Consider the following 15,776-nt stretch of genomic DNA (forward strand, 5'->3'; position numbering starts at 1 on the left):
CTTATTCAGCAGGTTGTTTGAATAGGCAAAGGAGAATTAAAAATGACAAATATTGTTGAAGAACTCAGGAAGAATAGCGGGAAATACCAACATTTGACACCAGATAGATTGAAAAGATTGTTATTGGGTTCTGAGGCCGCCTCACAATGCCTGCGTTTGATGGCTCAATCCAGTATGGATGGGCTTCATCAAGTGGGTAATACTATCCGTGAAGCTTCTGCGTGGCTTCCCGCTGTTGGGATTGCCTTAACAATGCATAATCATATTGTACTGGCTTGCAGTAAGTTTCCTGACATATTCGAAGACAGCAACGTATTATTGAATGAAGTTATGGCATCAAAAGCGTTGGTTGCTTCTGCTTTTGCAGAAGGACTACCTGGAATGAATATTTTTACACCATCACTTAAAATGCATTCAAAAGAGGGAAAGCTGTTTGTTAATGGTTCGAAAAAACCTTGTTCTCTATCTTCGATTGCTGACTATTATGTGTTATCAGTCTGCGATACCGATAATGACGATGAGATGAGAGTTGTGCTGATTTCTAAATCGGCGCAGAACTCTAAGGTTATTCCTTTTTGGAAATTGGGAATTTTGACTGAAAGTGATAATCAAGAAATCAAATTCTTAGATGCCGAAGTATCACCTAAACGACTTTCCCATTATAAGGGGATTGAACAACAGATGGTGCTTTCCTGCGGTTTATCACTATTTAATTATTTTGCCGCTAATACTTATTCTGGAATTCTTGATGGACTTACTCGGTTTATTCCTGAGAAGGTAGTAGAACAGCAGCCAATTAAATATACCCTGACTCAAGCTGATTATAAGATTAATGTTATTCTCGGTCAGATGTTGATTATTGCCTTTTATGCTAGCCAGGATGAACATGCCGTCCATAAGATTCTCGCGTTACGTTATACCTTGGAAAAGATCCTTGAGGAAACTGCCGGTTTCATATTCCGATGTTGCGGTGGGGTTAAGGTAATGACAACACCAGAAATTATGAATTTCTATTTGGCAGTACAGTTATTCAAATTTCATCCGATAGGAGAATTCCAAATGATTAACCAGATCATACAACAAGCTTAATTACTTTTAGAATCACCTATTTATAACTCAAGGATTTTTCCATGCTGTTTACAGCATGACTTTGTACACCTAAGAAAAGAGAGAGAACTATGTTTGTTAATCAATATCGTGAGAATTTATTAAACTCTGTGGGCCTTGAACTGGATATTAAGTTTGCCGAAGATAATCGGCTTACATTATCGGATGGCCGGGTTGTTAAGGATTTTTTGGCTCAATATGGCGCACTGCCATTTGGGCATAATCCTGATTTTGCTATCGCTGAAATTAATAGATTCACTGAAAATAAAGAGCCTATCTTCTTTCAGCCCAATATTCACAAAAAGGTACGGCTATTAGCTGAAATGCTTGCAGAGCAAATAGATAAAGAAAAATATACCCACTGTACTTTTACTAACAGCGGCGCTGAAACAGTAGAAGCTGCGATTAAATTTACCCGTTTGTTTACTGGCAGAAAGCGTATTTTAAGTTTGCATCGCAGCTTTCATGGTAAAACCTATTCGGCATTATCCGCTACAGGATCACATCGGTTTAAAGCCGATTTCATTTACGATGATAAATTATATGAGCAGGTTGATAGTGAAGATTTAGATGAAATAAAAAGAAAGCTGGAGAGCCGGGAGTTTGCCGCATTTATCATTGAACCGGTGCAAGGAGAAGGCGGAATGAAAGTGATTCCACCAGATACCTTGTCCAAGATTTTGGCACTGTGTAAAGGGAATGGCACATTGTCAGTATTTGATGAAGTTCAGACGGGTATCGGTAGGCTTGGGTCATTCTGTGCAGCCACGCTCTATGCTTTGAAACCGGATGTGATCCTGTTTTCCAAGGCGTTAGGAGCAGGTATCTCGCCGATTGGCGCGATGTTGTATTCACATGAGCTTTATTTATCCGAGTTTGACAGGAAACATAGCTCTACTTTTGCCAATAACGTTCTGGCAGCGACGATGGGGATTGCTGTTATTGAGCATTTGACTAAAGATGATGGTAAGGCGTTAACCCATATTCAAGAAGTCAGCCGCTATGTTGATGAATGTCTTGAACAATTGTCTGCTAAATACCCGGAGCATTTTTACTGGCAAGGGGCTGGGTTGATGCGTGGTCTTGAAATACAGGACAGCAAAGCGGCTTCCAATATCTTTATCAATTTCAGTCAAAGAAGCGGTGGTCTGGCTTATATCATTTGTAGTTTCTTATTGAAACATTATGGTCTTTTCACCATGCCGTTAATGTCTCGCCCTTGTTCTGTACGTTTTGAACCACCGCTTAACGTTTCCAAAGAGGATATCAAGACGTTTTTCACGGCTTTTGATGAGGTATGTCAACTGGTTGAGAATGGACGGTATGACATTCTTTTTTCACACTTGATAGACATACCTGTTACGAATCTCCCGCCATCTTCGGTGAGTTATCCAATTTCAAAAAATAACAACTTGGCCCAGATTAAAGCGCCTATCCCTGGATTAATTGAGGGTAAAAAATTCGCTTTCTTGATTCATACCACTTCGGTCAATGAGCTTGCTCACTCTTATTGCCTGTCAATAAAAGAGAATTACACGCAGGAGCAGCAGAAACAGCTCGGTAATTGGATCACACAGGTTTCTTCAATTGATTTTAATCCGGATGTCGCTATTGAGTTTGGTGTCGAAAGTTCAGCGGCATATGCGAATGGCATGCTCCTTTTCTCACCTATCAGTCCCGAAGATATGATGGCATTATCGGCGAAAGAACGGGCGGTATTGATGAAGGAATATCTTGATGTGGCGGAGAGAAATGGCGCTGAAATTGTCGGTTTAGGGGCTTACACCTCGGTTATTACTAACGGTGGTCATAGTTTGGTGAATAATCGGCAGGGCAGGATATTGACTAATGGCAACTCTTTGACAGCGGTGGCGGTGATTGAGGGGATACGCTCAATGTTGACGGAAAATGCATCCCGGCAAACCTTGGCGGTAGTAGGAGCCAGAGGCTCCGTAGGCAGGCTTTCAGTCACGGGTTTAGCCCATAACTTTGGTCGGATTATTTTGGTTAGCCGACCTAATAAAGCGCGCATCTTGCTCTCTGAACTGACCAAAGCGCTTCTTTCCGCAGTGTTAAGAACACATGATGTTATCCAGCCAGATTCGGTCATGGATAAGATGAGAAAATGGTTGTTTAAACAAAATCCGGGGGTGACAGATGCACAAGTATTACATCAGCAAGTTCTTGAAGTCGTTGATACCTTTGGTTTGGAAGCGATAGAGAGTTATGAGCGCTCCTTGAGTCAGGCGGATTTTATCGTTTCGGCAACGAGTGAAGGTAAGCCTTTCTTGAATACGCATTACTTAAAAGATTCCGCTATCGTTTTTGATGCGGCCAGACCTTTCGATTTCATTCGGGATGGCAATCATCAAATTTACGAGGGGGGATTGGTCTATCAGCCTGAGAAAGTGACCTATAGCGATTGCAACGTGATCGATGTACCTGCGGGGGTAAATCTTGCCTGCTTATCAGAAACTATCGCTGTGGCGCTTGAAGGGGTGAGTGTTCATCAAAGCATCGGTAAATCTATTGATTATAATGATGCATTGGCGATTCGGGATATCGCCAGGAAGCATGGGTTCATTCCTGTTCAGTATTCCCGAAATAACCAAGGTGAGCGTTATGAGCATGTTGCTTGATGCTCCTCAGATTATTGCCACCGGGAACGCTCAGGATGTTCTTGGCAACAGTCATCTCAGAAAAATGCTTTGCTATGCAAAGCACCCGTTGAGTAGCCTGTTGTTCAATAGTGAAACGTATTGGTTTACTAATCAAAAGGGGGCTATTGGTTTCTTTCAGGACAAAAATTTGCATATGTGTGTAGGTGGTATTTTGGCCCCTGGTGAAGAACGAGCTGCACTTTTGCACTCTTTTCTCAACTTCACCAGAGAAAAGCGGGCTTTCCCGGTTTTTCTGCACGGTGATGAGAGCGATTTTGTATTGTTGAAAAATAATGGCTTTTCTGTGAACCAGCTTGGCGCGAGTTATTCATTGAGTCTTGATGGATATAATATGCAAGGCAAACGGTTTCAGCAGCTTAGAAATAAAATCAGTAAATCCAGAAGAGCGGGGATTTCCGTTCGAGAGATCTGCTCGCAAGAGGAATATTATCGATTTAAACCACAACTAGAACATATTAATCAGCTTTGGTTGAAAGAAAAACATGCGAAGGTCCTGAAAAAATTGGTGATTGATTTCAACACTGTAGAAGTGAATTCAGGCGAGCACAGAGTCTATATTGCAACACAGGGAGAACAAATTCAGGCATATATTGTTTATAGCTACACTTGGGGGGAGACATCGGGATGGTTTCATAACCTATCTCGAAAAAAACCGGGTATACCCGACGGCACGATGCAATTTATTAATGAAACTGCGATTAATGACTTCCTGAAAGAGGGGGTAGTTTCCTACCTACATTTGGGCTTCACCCCTTTGGTGGAGTTCGGCGAGGAGGGATACATTAATGACTCGGCGATCTTTTATAAAATTGCCAAATGGTTGTCATCAAAAGGCGGCATTGTTTATCCTGCGGCTTCGCAACGTCAATATAAAATGAGCTGGCGGCCGTCGTTAATTGAACCGGAATATATTGCTTTCCCCAGAGGAAAAGCTATGAAAGCATTATGGTCAACATTGCGAACGACTAATAGTATTTAACCTTTTCTTAATGTTAGGTAACAGGTGATCAGTCGGGGGTAAAAATACTGCGCTGATCACCTGTCATATTGATATGTTTTCTATGGTAAATCTATTTTACTGAGCGTGTATATTTGAAATAATTTCTTCCTTCATAGGTTATTGTTAACTTATTTTTCTTTTTATTTACTTAAGAGGATATTAATTGCTCTTTTAACATGGAAGTCAGTACTGGTATTCCCACATAATAAATTATCAGGGAGTAAAATGATGGATTTATTATAATATCCCACTCAGCCAGAAGACTGAATGGGATATTAAGTACCTGAAAAACTATACTTATTCAAACAAACGCTGATGAAGGGTTTGAACAATTTGTTCTGCATCTTTGCCTTGAACAAGCAAGCACAGGTTATGGTTACTGGCGCCATGACTGATCATGCGGAGATTGAATCTTTCCAGCACACTAAAAACCTTTTTTCCTAATCCGTTGGTTTGGGAAAGCTGATTACCAATAATTGCCACCAGCGCTAGATCTTCTTCCACTTCAACCCGACACAGTGTCGAAAGCTCCGTCATAAGCGCATTGGTCAGCAGGCTGCCATTCGTGCTGGTGGAGCCAGTGGTGTCGAGTGTTAATGCCACATTGACTTCCGAGGTGGTGATCAAATCCACCGAGATATTATGACGTGACAGAATAGTAAATATTTCGGCCAAAAATCCCTGTGCGTGTAGCATTTTCAGGCTGTGTAATGTCAGTAACGTCTGTTTCTGGCGCAGGGTAATAGCGCGGAACTGTGGTGGGGCTTCTGTGGTATCACAGACCAGCGTACCGCCGGCCTGTGGGTTTTTACTAGAGCCGACAAATACTGGAATACCACAGCGAATAGCAGGAAACAGCGTTGCCGGATGTAGAATTTTGGCACCAAATGTTGCCATCTCCGCCGCTTCATCAAAGGCAATCTGATCAATTCGTTGGGCGGTTGGAACAACTCGTGGATCAGTGGTGTAAATGCCCGGAACATCTGTCCAGATATCAACGCGTTTCAGGCCAAGGGCTTCTCCCAAGAGCGCCGCAGTATAATCGCTGCCACCGCGTCCCAGTGTAGTGGTACGACCGCTCTCTTCACGACCAATAAAGCCTTGGGTGACAACCAGGGTATTTTTCAGTTGTGGTAAGAGATGTTCTGTTGCCAACGATTGAAGTTGTTCATGGTTTGGTTCTGCACGGCCAAAATAATCATTGGTATACATTACCTTGCGTATATCAAACCATTCGACATCTTTACCACGCTGGCGAAGCAATTCGGTAAATAATCGTGTGGACATCAGTTCACCGTGGCTGACTAATTCATCTGTCAGAGCCGCAGAGGTTGCCAGAGATGCGGCCTTAGCAAGGGTTTTAATACTTTCCAGTAGACGATTAATCTCTTGACGAATAGTATCGGATTCATGCAAGCGATCAATAATTGCGTATTGAATGGCGTGGATCTGTTTCAAATAGTCAACCCGCTTATCTGCATCGCAGCCTGCCGCTAATGCAACTAATAAGTTGGTTATACCGGCGGAAGCAGACAGCACAACCACACGTACTGCTTTATTTGCCAGTACGATATCTGCACTGTTATTCATGGCATCGAAATTTGCCACGCTGGTACCACCAAATTTTGCGACTATATGCCCGCCAATTTCAGGGCATTGGGATGAAACAGCACTCATTGCGATAACCTTCTGTTAACTGGATAGTCTTTTAGAAATATCGGGTTAACGGGTTTGAGTCAACGGGGTGAAGAGTGACATCAATATCTTTCATGACGCGATAAGAATCATAAAATAAATTGAGGATAGTAGAGAGAGGTAATTATTTTTTATACACCTCACTAAATAGAACTAGAAAAACCTAATCGTTTTGACCAATATCAGTGATTAAAGGAAAAGAGGCTCGAATCATAGAATTACAGGTTACAATCTTTCTTTACTCCCAATTAATTACAGTCAGTTGATAGAGAGCATAGCTATGAAAAATATCAATCCTAGTCAAACCTCAGCTTGGAAAGCGTTAGAACAACATTTTGCGCAGATAAAGGATATTCACATACGTGAATTGTTTGAACAGGACCCAAATCGTTTTGCTAAGTTCTCAGCGACATTCGATGACCAGATCCTGGTGGATTTTTCAAAAAATCGTATCACAACGGAGACATTAGAAAAGTTACAGGCGCTTGCTAAAGAGACGGATGTTGCCGAGGCTATTCGCAGTATGTTTTCTGGTGAGAAAATTAATCGTACTGAAGATCGCGCTGTACTGCATATTGCACTACGTAATCGCAGCAACACCCCGATTGTGGTTGATGGGGATGATGTTACGCAGCAGGTCAACGCAGTGTTGGCAAAAATGAAAGATTTCAGTGAGCGTGTGATTAATGGCGAGTGGAAAGGTTATACCGGTAAGGTGATTACTGATGTGGTGAATATCGGTATCGGTGGTTCAGATCTTGGCCCTTATATGGTGACGGAAGCGCTGAAACCTTATAAGAATCACTTGAATATGCATTTTGTTTCTAATGTTGATGGAACCCATATAGCGGAGACTTTGCAAGCGCTTGACCCGGAAACGACATTGTTTCTCATTGCTTCCAAGACGTTCACTACTCAGGAAACGATGACCAATGCTCACTCTGCCCGTGACTGGTTCCTAAAAAGTGCGGGTGATGAAGGGCATATTGCAAAGCATTTTGCGGCGCTTTCTACAAATGAGCAGGAAGTTAAGCGATTTGGTATTGATACCAAAAATATGTTTGAGTTTTGGGATTGGGTTGGCGGCCGTTATTCATTGTGGTCAGCGATTGGTTTGTCTATTGCACTTTCTGTCGGGTTTGAAAATTTTGAACAATTGCTTAGTGGGGCGCATGCAATGGATCAGCACTTTGCCAATACCCCATTTGAGCGGAATATTCCTGTATTGCTGGCGTTAATTGGTATTTGGTACAACAATTTCTTTGGCTCGGAAACTGAAGCGATTCTGCCATACGATCAATATATGCATCGTTTTGCGGCTTATTTCCAGCAAGGCAATATGGAATCCAATGGTAAATATATCGATCGTAATGGTCATCCGGTGGATTACCAAACCGGCCCAATCATCTGGGGAGAGCCTGGAACAAATGGTCAGCACGCGTTCTATCAGCTTATTCATCAGGGAACTAAACTGATCCCCTGCGATTTTATTGCGCCAGCCATCAGCCATAACCCATTGAGCGACCATCACAGCAAATTGTTATCTAACTTCTTTGCTCAGACGGAAGCATTAGCCTTTGGTAAATCTCGTGAGCAGGTGGATGTTGAATTTGTTGCTAGCGGTAAAAGTGCGGTTGAAGTTGAACATGTTGCGCCATTTAAAGTGTTTGAAGGAAATCGCCCGACTAATTCTATTCTGTTACGTGAAATTACCCCATTTAGTTTGGGGGCGTTGATTGCCATGTATGAACATAAGATATTTGTACAAGGGGCGATTCTCAACATCTTTACTTTTGACCAGTGGGGGGTTGAATTGGGTAAGCAATTGGCTAACCGTATTTTGCCGGAGCTTGAGGATAGTGAAGAGGTTATCAGCCACGATAGTTCGACAAATGGGTTGATTAATCGTTTTAAAGCATGGCGTTAGTCACTTATTCTGAGTCAGGAATTTAATCGATATAAGCGAATTATGTTCATCATAATTCGCTTATTTTTACTCAACAATATTTATAGAATCCGTTATAACTTTTTATTCTGTATACCTACAACGTGGTATTCTCTACGGTCATCAATTGTACTGTCGGATAAAAGAAATTTGTCCTAATGGAAAATCGTATGTTAACTGACTCAATATTAACAACGGAGCCTATTCAGTGGCTTTCGGTGGACTCGCCCATTTTGTCTGATGAGATTTTAGATTGGTTGATGGAATTGGGCTCAATGACTCGCCGTTTTGAGCAATATTGTAATCGTGTGTGTATCATACCATTCAGAGAATGTTTTATTACCGCCGAACAACTTTCTGATGAAAGTGAGTGTTTGCCAACGAGTCAAAGATATTGGCTGCGTGAGATCGTGCTGTGTGGCGATAATATCCCCTGGCTATTGGGGCGGACGTTAATCCCAGAAGCAACATTAACCGGCCCTGATGAAAGTTTGGTTGATTTAGGAACAGTCCCACTGGGACGGTATCTTTTTAGTGGTAATAAATTGACGCGGGACTATATTCATGTGGGGCAGCAGGTAAACCGTTGGGCAAGACGATCATTGCTAAGGTTATCAGGCAAGCCATTATTATTAACCGAAGTCTTTTTACCTGAATCACCTGTATATAAAGGTAAAATTTAAAAGGGGGAAACCGAAGTGGCGGGAAGTATGGCGCAAAGTAAATGGCTGGCCTATTGCCGTTTAATGCGTATTGATAAGCCTATAGGTGCATTATTGTTGTTGTGGCCGACTTTCTGGGCCTTGTGGATGGCCGGGAAAGGGATTCCGGATATGCACATATTATTGGTCTTTACTGCCGGTGTGTTTCTGATGCGTGCAGCGGGATGTGTAATCAATGATTTTGCTGACAGAAAGTTTGATGGTTATGTTGAACGCACAAAAGCACGTCCCCTGCCGAGTGGGTCCATCAGCGAGAAAGAGAGTAAGATCCTGTTTGTCGTGCTGGCGCTGATCTCTTTTGGGCTGGTGCTGACCTTGAATAAAATGGCGATCGGGTTGTCAGTTGTTGGGTTGGCTCTGGCTTGGTTTTACCCCTTTGTTAAACGGTTTAGTCATCTTCCTCAGTTTGTGCTAGGGGCAGCTTACGGTTGGGCTATTCCTATGGGATTTGCTGCGGTTAGTGAGTCTTTACCATTAGAGTGTTGGTTATTATTCCTGGTTAATATCTTCTGGTCGGTTATTTATGATACACAATATGCGATGGTCGATCGAAACGATGATTTAAAAATTGGCGTTAAGTCCACAGCTATCCTGTTTGGTCGTTTCGATAAATTGATTATAGGGTTATTGCAACTCGCTATGTTACTGGTGCTAGCGCTGGTGGGTTATATGATGAATCTGGGCGGTATCTACTATTGGTCACTGTTGCTTGCGGGTACGCTATTTATTTATCAGCAGAAACTGATCGTCGGCCGGGAAAGAACACTGTGTTTCCAGGCATTCCTCAATAATAACTATGTAGGTCTGGTGCTATTCCTTGGCATTTTTTTCAGCTATGTCTGAAATATCTGGTGATAATGTGAATAACCATTATCACCAGTATTTAAGAAGATTATCCTTCCTTGGCACTCTCTTCGGTATCGTTATGCTCTGGTGGCAAACTGACACTCTCGATCGTAAGACGAATCTCAGGTGACATCAGTTCACCCAATACCTGATACAGATCGTGGGTATTTGCTGTAATCGCATTGCCACTGTCACTGATATAACCTTCTTCACGTAGTGTATTTACTGACGTAGTAAATACCGCCTTATCAAAGAATTCAGGTGCGTTGATGCCATGCAATACCGACAGACGTTGCGCTAACATTCGACTCTCTTTTTCCAGCGCTCCCCGGCTGATTATTGGGTTGGCGTTCAGTAAAGAGAGGGTGATGGCATAACGTTGCAGTGTTTCACGGACACCGGCTGCCAGTAATTGCAGGGGGCGGATACGTGCTGGATTAAGCACCAGCATGCCATGCTCCTTGTTGCAGATAAGGCACTGGCGGGTCAGTTCGTTGATCAGCGTATTAACCACTTCTGGCAACTCTGCTTTGCTATAACGCATAAACAGTTCGGCTTTAAGGAGTGGATAAATGATCGCGACCTGGTTTAACAACGCTTCGCGGCTGATGCGGCGATGATGAATCACGATGCAGGCAATCAGCGATGGCAGTACTAAGAGATGTTGAATATTGTTGCGGTAGTAGGTCATCAAAACTGCCCGATCACGCGGCAGAATGATAATGTCGCCCATACTGTCTTTGTCTACCTCGAACTTATCCATTTGCAGAGCGTGTTCTAACAACTCCTCTGCGGTTTTCTTTGGTACAGTGACATCGGCAGCGTAGGGCGCATTGCTCATGAGCTGTATATAACAATCCAGTTGCTCAAGCAGTTGCTCACGAGTTAGCGCTCGCTGACGTGACGAAAGCAGGGCAGTTGAACATAAGTTGATCGCGTTAGCCGCCGCAGTGTTGTTAATGCTTACCATAATCTTTTCAGACAGTTGACTGACTGTCGGATTGAACCATTCGGGACGATGGAATTCTATTGGATCAATAGAATCGCGCCAGCTAGGAACATGGTTGTTAAGGTATTGGATCAACGGGATGGGTTCGCCAAAGTTGACGTAGCCTTGCCCCAGATTACGAAGTTTGCGCAAACCGCGTATCATCTGGAAAAAGCCCTCTTTCTCTTTGGTTGCGCCACGCAGCTCTTTGGCATAGGTGGAAACTTCCATCACATGTTCGTAGCCGATATAGATCGGAATAATGGTAATTGGGCGTGATTCGCCTCTCAACAGCGCCTGTAACGTCATGGACAGCGTACCCGTTTTGGGATCGAGTAAACGACCAGTCCTGGAGCGACCGCCTTCCATAAAGTATTCAACAGAATAACCTCGGGCAAATAACTCACCTAGATATTCCCGGAATATCGTGGCGTAGAGTTTATTACCCTTAAACGTGCGGCGGATGAAAAATGCGCCAAGGCGGCGGAATATTGGCCCTGCCGGCCAAAAATTCAGGTTGATGCCAGCGGCGATATGGGGCGGCACCAAGCCTTGATGATAGAGTACATAGGAGAGCAGCAGATAATCCATATGGCTACGGTGGCAGGGCGCATAAACCAGTTCGTGGCCATCCTGTGCCAGACGGCGAATGCGTTCAGCATTGTGAACATTGATCCCTTGATACAGGCGATTCCAGGTCCAACCCAGTACGCGGCCTGACAGCCGTACCGTTTCATAAGAGAAATCCGCCGCAATCTCTTCCATCATATTAATGGCATTTTGTCGGGCTTTCTCGTGTGAGATTTTCTTGCTGCGGGCCTCATCGGAGACCGCCTTTTCTATTGCTTTCGATGCCAGTAACTTGTTAAACAACTCTTGACGAACCGGCAGGCGTGGCCCAACGGCCGCCAGGCGTTGACGTGAATAGTGCATTCGCGCCACGCGAGCCAGCTTATGGGCAATCGTCTTGTCAGTGCCATGCTCAGTTGCCATATAGCGTAGAGATACTGTGTTTGAAAAGCGCACAAAACTATCTCGGCCTAGCCAGAGAATGGCAAAGAATTTTTGGATACCATTGAGTAGCCGCAAATGTGGAGCGCTCTGCCCTTCGCGTCCCGGGGAACGGCCGAACATGACAGAAACTGGCAGCAGTTGGATATCCAGATTTGGATTATTGCGATGAAGATCTAGGTAATCATGGAAAATTTTCACGGATTCCTGCTTTGGCGCACAATAGCGGAATACACGTGGGCCATTATCGATAAATACATAGCTAGGAAGTTCAGTGTCACCAATCTCCAGTGAATTTAATGGGTCCGGCAGATCCTGTTCAAGACATTGCTGACGTAATGCCAGTAAGTCTGCTTTGGAATGATACGGCAGCACGTACAGAATCGGGCGTGTCGTATCAAGCCGCAATTCGGTAATAGGATCTGTGGGGATAAGTTTGCTCTTTACCAGTATTTTTAGTGGTAAATTCAATAATTTATAATATATTTTACGCCAACTTGACATAAATATCTTGAAGCCTCTTGTTAGCAACACGTTGCCAGCATACCAGAAACAGATGTTGAGATCTGTTGTGTTAAGACAATAATAAAAGGGGAAAGTGTCAAATAACCTTACATTTGGTGTGAATAATTTATGGCTAATCAATCCAAGGGCTTGACCCGTATCATTAAAGCGATCGTATATTCGGTGAAGGGCATTCGGGCAACATGGAAAAATGAGGCGGCTTTCCGTCAGGAAATAGTTTTAGCGATATTGGCTATGATGGTTGCATTTTATCTGGATATCGGCGCAATTGAACGCATTTTACTGATTGGTTCAGTGATGCTGGTGTTGATTATGGAAACTCTGAATAGTGCTATTGAAGCCGTGGTTGATCGTATTGGCAGTGAGTTCCATGAACTGTCCGGTCGCGCGAAAGATATGGGATCGGCGGCTGTCTTTCTAACAATGATTCTGTCGTTAATTGTCTGGGGGACCATCCTTTGGCGCTATTTTATGGCCTGATTTAGTTTAATAGTTAGGTATTATATTATAATTGGCTAATTTTCTACCCTGGTAGGTTCCCAATCGTTATTTAGCTGTATATACTCACATATTGACTGTATAAACAAACAGGGGACGAAATGAAAGCACTTACCGCAAGGCAGCAGCAAGTTTATGACTTGGTGCGTGACCATATTTCGCAAACGGGGATGCCGCCAACGCGTGCTGAAATTGCAGCACGTCTTGGTTTTCGTTCACCTAACGCGGCTGAAGAGCATTTGAAAGCATTGGCTCGTAAAGGGGTGATAGAGATTGTCGCTGGGGCATCTAGAGGTATCCGTTTGCTGGTTGAAGAATCTGGTTTACCGTTAATTGGCCGTGTCGCCGCAGGTGAACCACTGTTGGCACAGGAGCATATTGAAAGTCATTATCAGGTTGATCCGGCACTGTTTAAGCCAAGTGCAGATTTCCTGTTGCGGGTCAGCGGCATGTCTATGAAAGATGTTGGGATTATGGATGGTGATCTGTTGGCCGTGCATAAAACACAAGATGTTCGTAATGGGCAGATTATTGTTGCTCGCATTGAAGATGAAGTGACGGTAAAACGTTTTAAACAGACTGGAAACAGAGTTGAATTGCTGGCAGAAAACCCTGAATTTAAGCCAATTGTGGTGGATTTGCGTGAGCAGAGCCTGACAATTGAAGGATTGGCGGTTGGGGTGATTCGTAGCGGCAACTGGTCTTGATAATAAAATATCAAATTGTTGTTTTTGAGATTGTTAAAGAATTGCAATATTCCGGCAGAATCATGTTGTTGAATTTATCGTTGTGATTATCTTAAACGTGATTCTGCGGTTGTCTATTTCAGTCTGGCTCTGTACCAAAAGTAAGTATTTACTTACTATCTGTTTCTTTTTACTTCAATGCGGTGGTCATGCTGGCATTCATCTCGTTTAGTGCAGGATTCGATCTCTTCACAGGATGAGCATAAGCCATGTGCTTCGATAATGGTATGGCGTAAACTGAACCCGGCTGTTTTTGCTAGTTGTTGGATGGCGGATTCGACGGTTCCACCATCTCGTTCCGTAACAGAACCACAATGGTCACAAATAAACATCGCTGAAGTGTGACTTGGTTGTTCGATATGGTGACATAGGACATAACTGTTGGTGGATTCTATTTTATGAATAAACCCCTGTTCCAGCAGAAATTCCAGTGCTCGGTATACGGTAGGCGGTTTGGCCTGCGGCTCTGCTTCCCGTAGCAAATCCAGTAAATCATAAGCGCTGATTGCCCCTGGCTGTTCTGAAATGAGACGCAAAACCTCAAGCCGCTGCGGAGTAAAGCGGACTCCACGAGCCTGGCAAATAACTTCGGCCTGTTCCAGTAACTTTTTTTGATTAATCAATTTCATTGCGCCTCTTACAACCAGTACGATGATAATATTGTGATGTTATCATGTTTCTTCAATAGAAAATATTATCCAGTAAAGTTCATTGTGATTGTCCCCTGATGGAGTTAATTTGGCTAAATTGGTACTCAATAGCAAAAATAATGTTTTCTTGAAGTTTATGATAATACAGACAAGAATTATCGTATATGACAGATAATTTTCGGAAAGGAAGCATTTGTGATGAAAGAGCTTTTACAAAATCAGCCTCATTATAGACAGTTCCCAGTTAAAGGCTATCAGGTAATGAAGCATATTATCTGTGAAAAAAGAAAGTTACCTTTTCTAAGAGCATTATATGCATTGATTAATATTTTATTTGTAATTGCAGTATGTATGGGTATTGTATTATCTGTAGCAATTGTTTTATTTATAATAGGTAATGTATCTGTCCCTGATGCCGATTATTTACTTCTGGCACAAGTAGGAGGTGTAGCATTATTAGGTGTAATGTTGCTCTCTGTTATTATTTATCGCATTGTTAAGCGGCCTGAATGGGAACAACGGCGTTATTATCAACAAGCAGGTTTATCTCTTTTACCAGAAGAGAAGCGCCAGGCATTACGGTTAAATATTGTTAGTGACTATTGGCTAGGTTTTTGGAGTGAAACTCTAGAGCATTATCCCCTACAGTCACGGGTTGCCCATGATAACTATCGTTACTGTCTGCTTCCATTATCTCTGACCCAAGAGCATCAATCCCAATTATATAGCGACTGGGGAATTATTGATGAAGAAGGGTATATGAAAATGCTAACGGGTTTGTGGGAAGGGGTGCATTCAAAACATTTTGCGATTGATGCCGCTCTTAGTGATGGGAAAATGTTTAAAGTGCTGGCCAAATTAGTTGAAGTAACACCTGACTATATTCATAAATGTGCCAAACCTATTAATCGACGCCCTCCTGCATTAGTGTGGGGGTTTGATTTGTGGCTTGCGATTGTTTTAAGTCGTAACTGTTTTTGCGCCGGTTATATCAGTGAAGAAATGGCATGGAAAAATATGCTGAAAACCGCTGATTATGTTTATGAAATCTTCGGTAGTTTTGATGAATTTTATACAAATTTTCGGCTGGGCAATGCTTACTGGAGTAATGATTTTGATCGGTCTAAAGAGCGGCTGGAACAATTTAATTATTATAAGTCACATTGTGACTGGCCAATTGCTAGTTTGCCGTGGCCTGAACCAAAAGGCGTCATGATGGAAAAGCAGATGATGACAGGTTTTTCTGCATTAGTAGAAGATGTTTTACGCAGTAACATGGAAGAGCAACAAAGTTATGAATTTGATATTACTGAGCTGTCAGCGTCTCGTGTACTCCATTAATATTTACATGAAATGTTTCCC

12 protein-coding genes are annotated in these 15,776 nt (G+C 42.8%); 9 read left to right on the top strand and 3 right to left on the bottom strand.

Annotated features, from left to right (window positions below; genetic code table 11):
- The first annotated feature begins 42 nt into the window (after positions 1-42).
- The 3 genes from EAE93_RS14660 to EAE93_RS14670 all read left to right on the top strand — a co-directional run bounded on the left by EAE93_RS14660 (position 43) and on the right by EAE93_RS14670 (position 4,767).
- Positions 43-1,089 carry an acyl-CoA dehydrogenase gene (locus EAE93_RS14660; RefSeq protein WP_214039972.1) on the top strand — a complete coding sequence of 349 codons (1,047 nt, stop codon included), beginning with the start codon at positions 43-45 and terminating at the stop codon, positions 1,087-1,089.
- A gap of 89 nt (positions 1,090-1,178) precedes the next feature.
- Positions 1,179-3,746: an aminotransferase class III-fold pyridoxal phosphate-dependent enzyme gene (locus EAE93_RS14665; protein ID WP_214039973.1), complete on the top strand. Its 2,568-nt coding sequence runs from the start codon at positions 1,179-1,181 to the stop codon at positions 3,744-3,746.
- A complete protein-coding gene (locus tag EAE93_RS14670) occupies positions 3,730-4,767 on the top strand; it encodes a DUF2156 domain-containing protein (RefSeq protein ID WP_036811518.1) in 1,038 nt (345 codons plus the stop codon). Before EAE93_RS14665 ends, EAE93_RS14670 begins: the two co-directional genes overlap by 17 nt.
- Before the next feature lie 318 nt (positions 4,768-5,085).
- Here EAE93_RS14670 and lysC read toward each other — a convergent pair whose 3' ends face one another.
- Positions 5,086-6,465, bottom strand: coding sequence for a lysine-sensitive aspartokinase 3 (gene lysC, locus EAE93_RS14675; protein WP_214039974.1), 1,380 nt, complete (start codon positions 6,463-6,465; stop codon positions 5,086-5,088).
- 298 nt (positions 6,466-6,763) lie between these two features.
- On the opposite strand from lysC, the gene pgi reads away from it, so the two are divergent.
- From pgi to ubiA, 3 genes are all read left to right on the top strand, one after another.
- A complete protein-coding gene (gene pgi / locus EAE93_RS14680; RefSeq protein ID WP_110085922.1) occupies positions 6,764-8,410 on the top strand; it encodes a glucose-6-phosphate isomerase in 1,647 nt (548 codons plus the stop codon).
- A gap of 188 nt (positions 8,411-8,598) precedes the next feature.
- The gene (ubiC, locus tag EAE93_RS14685) at positions 8,599-9,111 is read left to right on the top strand and encodes a chorismate lyase (protein WP_036778121.1); all 513 of its coding nucleotides are present in this window, start codon (positions 8,599-8,601) and stop codon (positions 9,109-9,111) included.
- A gap of 27 nt (positions 9,112-9,138) precedes the next feature.
- Positions 9,139-9,993, top strand: coding sequence for a 4-hydroxybenzoate octaprenyltransferase (gene ubiA, locus EAE93_RS14690; protein WP_181148293.1), 855 nt, complete (start codon positions 9,139-9,141; stop codon positions 9,991-9,993).
- A 49-nt stretch (positions 9,994-10,042) separates the two neighbouring features.
- Here ubiA and plsB read toward each other — a convergent pair whose 3' ends face one another.
- The gene (gene plsB / locus EAE93_RS14695; RefSeq protein ID WP_036778119.1) at positions 10,043-12,499 is read right to left on the bottom strand and encodes a glycerol-3-phosphate 1-O-acyltransferase PlsB; all 2,457 of its coding nucleotides are present in this window, start codon (positions 12,497-12,499) and stop codon (positions 10,043-10,045) included.
- 129 nt (positions 12,500-12,628) lie between these two features.
- Between plsB and EAE93_RS14700 the strand changes: the two genes are divergently transcribed.
- Positions 12,629-13,000: a diacylglycerol kinase gene (locus EAE93_RS14700; protein ID WP_036778117.1), complete on the top strand. Its 372-nt coding sequence runs from the start codon at positions 12,629-12,631 to the stop codon at positions 12,998-13,000.
- A 119-nt stretch (positions 13,001-13,119) separates the two neighbouring features.
- On the top strand, positions 13,120-13,725 hold the full coding sequence (lexA, locus tag EAE93_RS14705; RefSeq protein WP_036778115.1) for a transcriptional repressor LexA: 606 nt from the start codon (positions 13,120-13,122) through the stop codon (positions 13,723-13,725).
- 155 nt (positions 13,726-13,880) lie between these two features.
- On the opposite strand, the gene zur is transcribed toward lexA, so the two are convergent.
- Positions 13,881-14,393, bottom strand: coding sequence for a zinc uptake transcriptional repressor Zur (zur, locus tag EAE93_RS14710; RefSeq protein WP_214039975.1), 513 nt, complete (start codon positions 14,391-14,393; stop codon positions 13,881-13,883).
- A gap of 219 nt (positions 14,394-14,612) precedes the next feature.
- Between zur and EAE93_RS14715 the strand changes: the two genes are divergently transcribed.
- Positions 14,613-15,755, top strand: coding sequence for a DUF1266 domain-containing protein (locus EAE93_RS14715; protein ID WP_036811537.1), 1,143 nt, complete (start codon positions 14,613-14,615; stop codon positions 15,753-15,755).
- Positions 15,756-15,776: the final 21 nt, after the last annotated feature.

The sequence above is a fragment of the Photorhabdus akhurstii genome (assembly GCF_018448925.1).
Lineage (GTDB): Bacteria > Pseudomonadota > Gammaproteobacteria > Enterobacterales > Enterobacteriaceae > Photorhabdus > Photorhabdus akhurstii.

What these genes read in the sequence shown, in the direction of transcription:
- EAE93_RS14660 (WP_214039972.1), top strand. Translation starts at nt 43, where the DNA reads ATGACAAATATTGTTGAAGAACTCAGGAAGAATAGCGGGAAATACCAA.
- EAE93_RS14665 (WP_214039973.1), top strand. Translation starts at nt 1,179, where the DNA reads ATGTTTGTTAATCAATATCGTGAGAATTTATTAAACTCTGTGGGCCTT.
- EAE93_RS14670 (WP_036811518.1), top strand. Translation starts at nt 3,730, where the DNA reads ATGAGCATGTTGCTTGATGCTCCTCAGATTATTGCCACCGGGAACGCT.
- lysC (WP_214039974.1), bottom strand. Translation starts at nt 6,465, where the DNA reads ATGAGTGCTGTTTCATCCCAATGCCCTGAAATTGGCGGGCATATAGTC.
- pgi (WP_110085922.1), top strand. Translation starts at nt 6,764, where the DNA reads ATGAAAAATATCAATCCTAGTCAAACCTCAGCTTGGAAAGCGTTAGAA.
- ubiC (WP_036778121.1), top strand. Translation starts at nt 8,599, where the DNA reads ATGTTAACTGACTCAATATTAACAACGGAGCCTATTCAGTGGCTTTCG.
- ubiA (WP_181148293.1), top strand. Translation starts at nt 9,139, where the DNA reads ATGGCGCAAAGTAAATGGCTGGCCTATTGCCGTTTAATGCGTATTGAT.
- plsB (WP_036778119.1), bottom strand. Translation starts at nt 12,499, where the DNA reads ATGTCAAGTTGGCGTAAAATATATTATAAATTATTGAATTTACCACTA.
- EAE93_RS14700 (WP_036778117.1), top strand. Translation starts at nt 12,629, where the DNA reads ATGGCTAATCAATCCAAGGGCTTGACCCGTATCATTAAAGCGATCGTA.
- lexA (WP_036778115.1), top strand. Translation starts at nt 13,120, where the DNA reads ATGAAAGCACTTACCGCAAGGCAGCAGCAAGTTTATGACTTGGTGCGT.
- zur (WP_214039975.1), bottom strand. Translation starts at nt 14,393, where the DNA reads ATGAAATTGATTAATCAAAAAAAGTTACTGGAACAGGCCGAAGTTATT.
- EAE93_RS14715 (WP_036811537.1), top strand. Translation starts at nt 14,613, where the DNA reads ATGAAAGAGCTTTTACAAAATCAGCCTCATTATAGACAGTTCCCAGTT.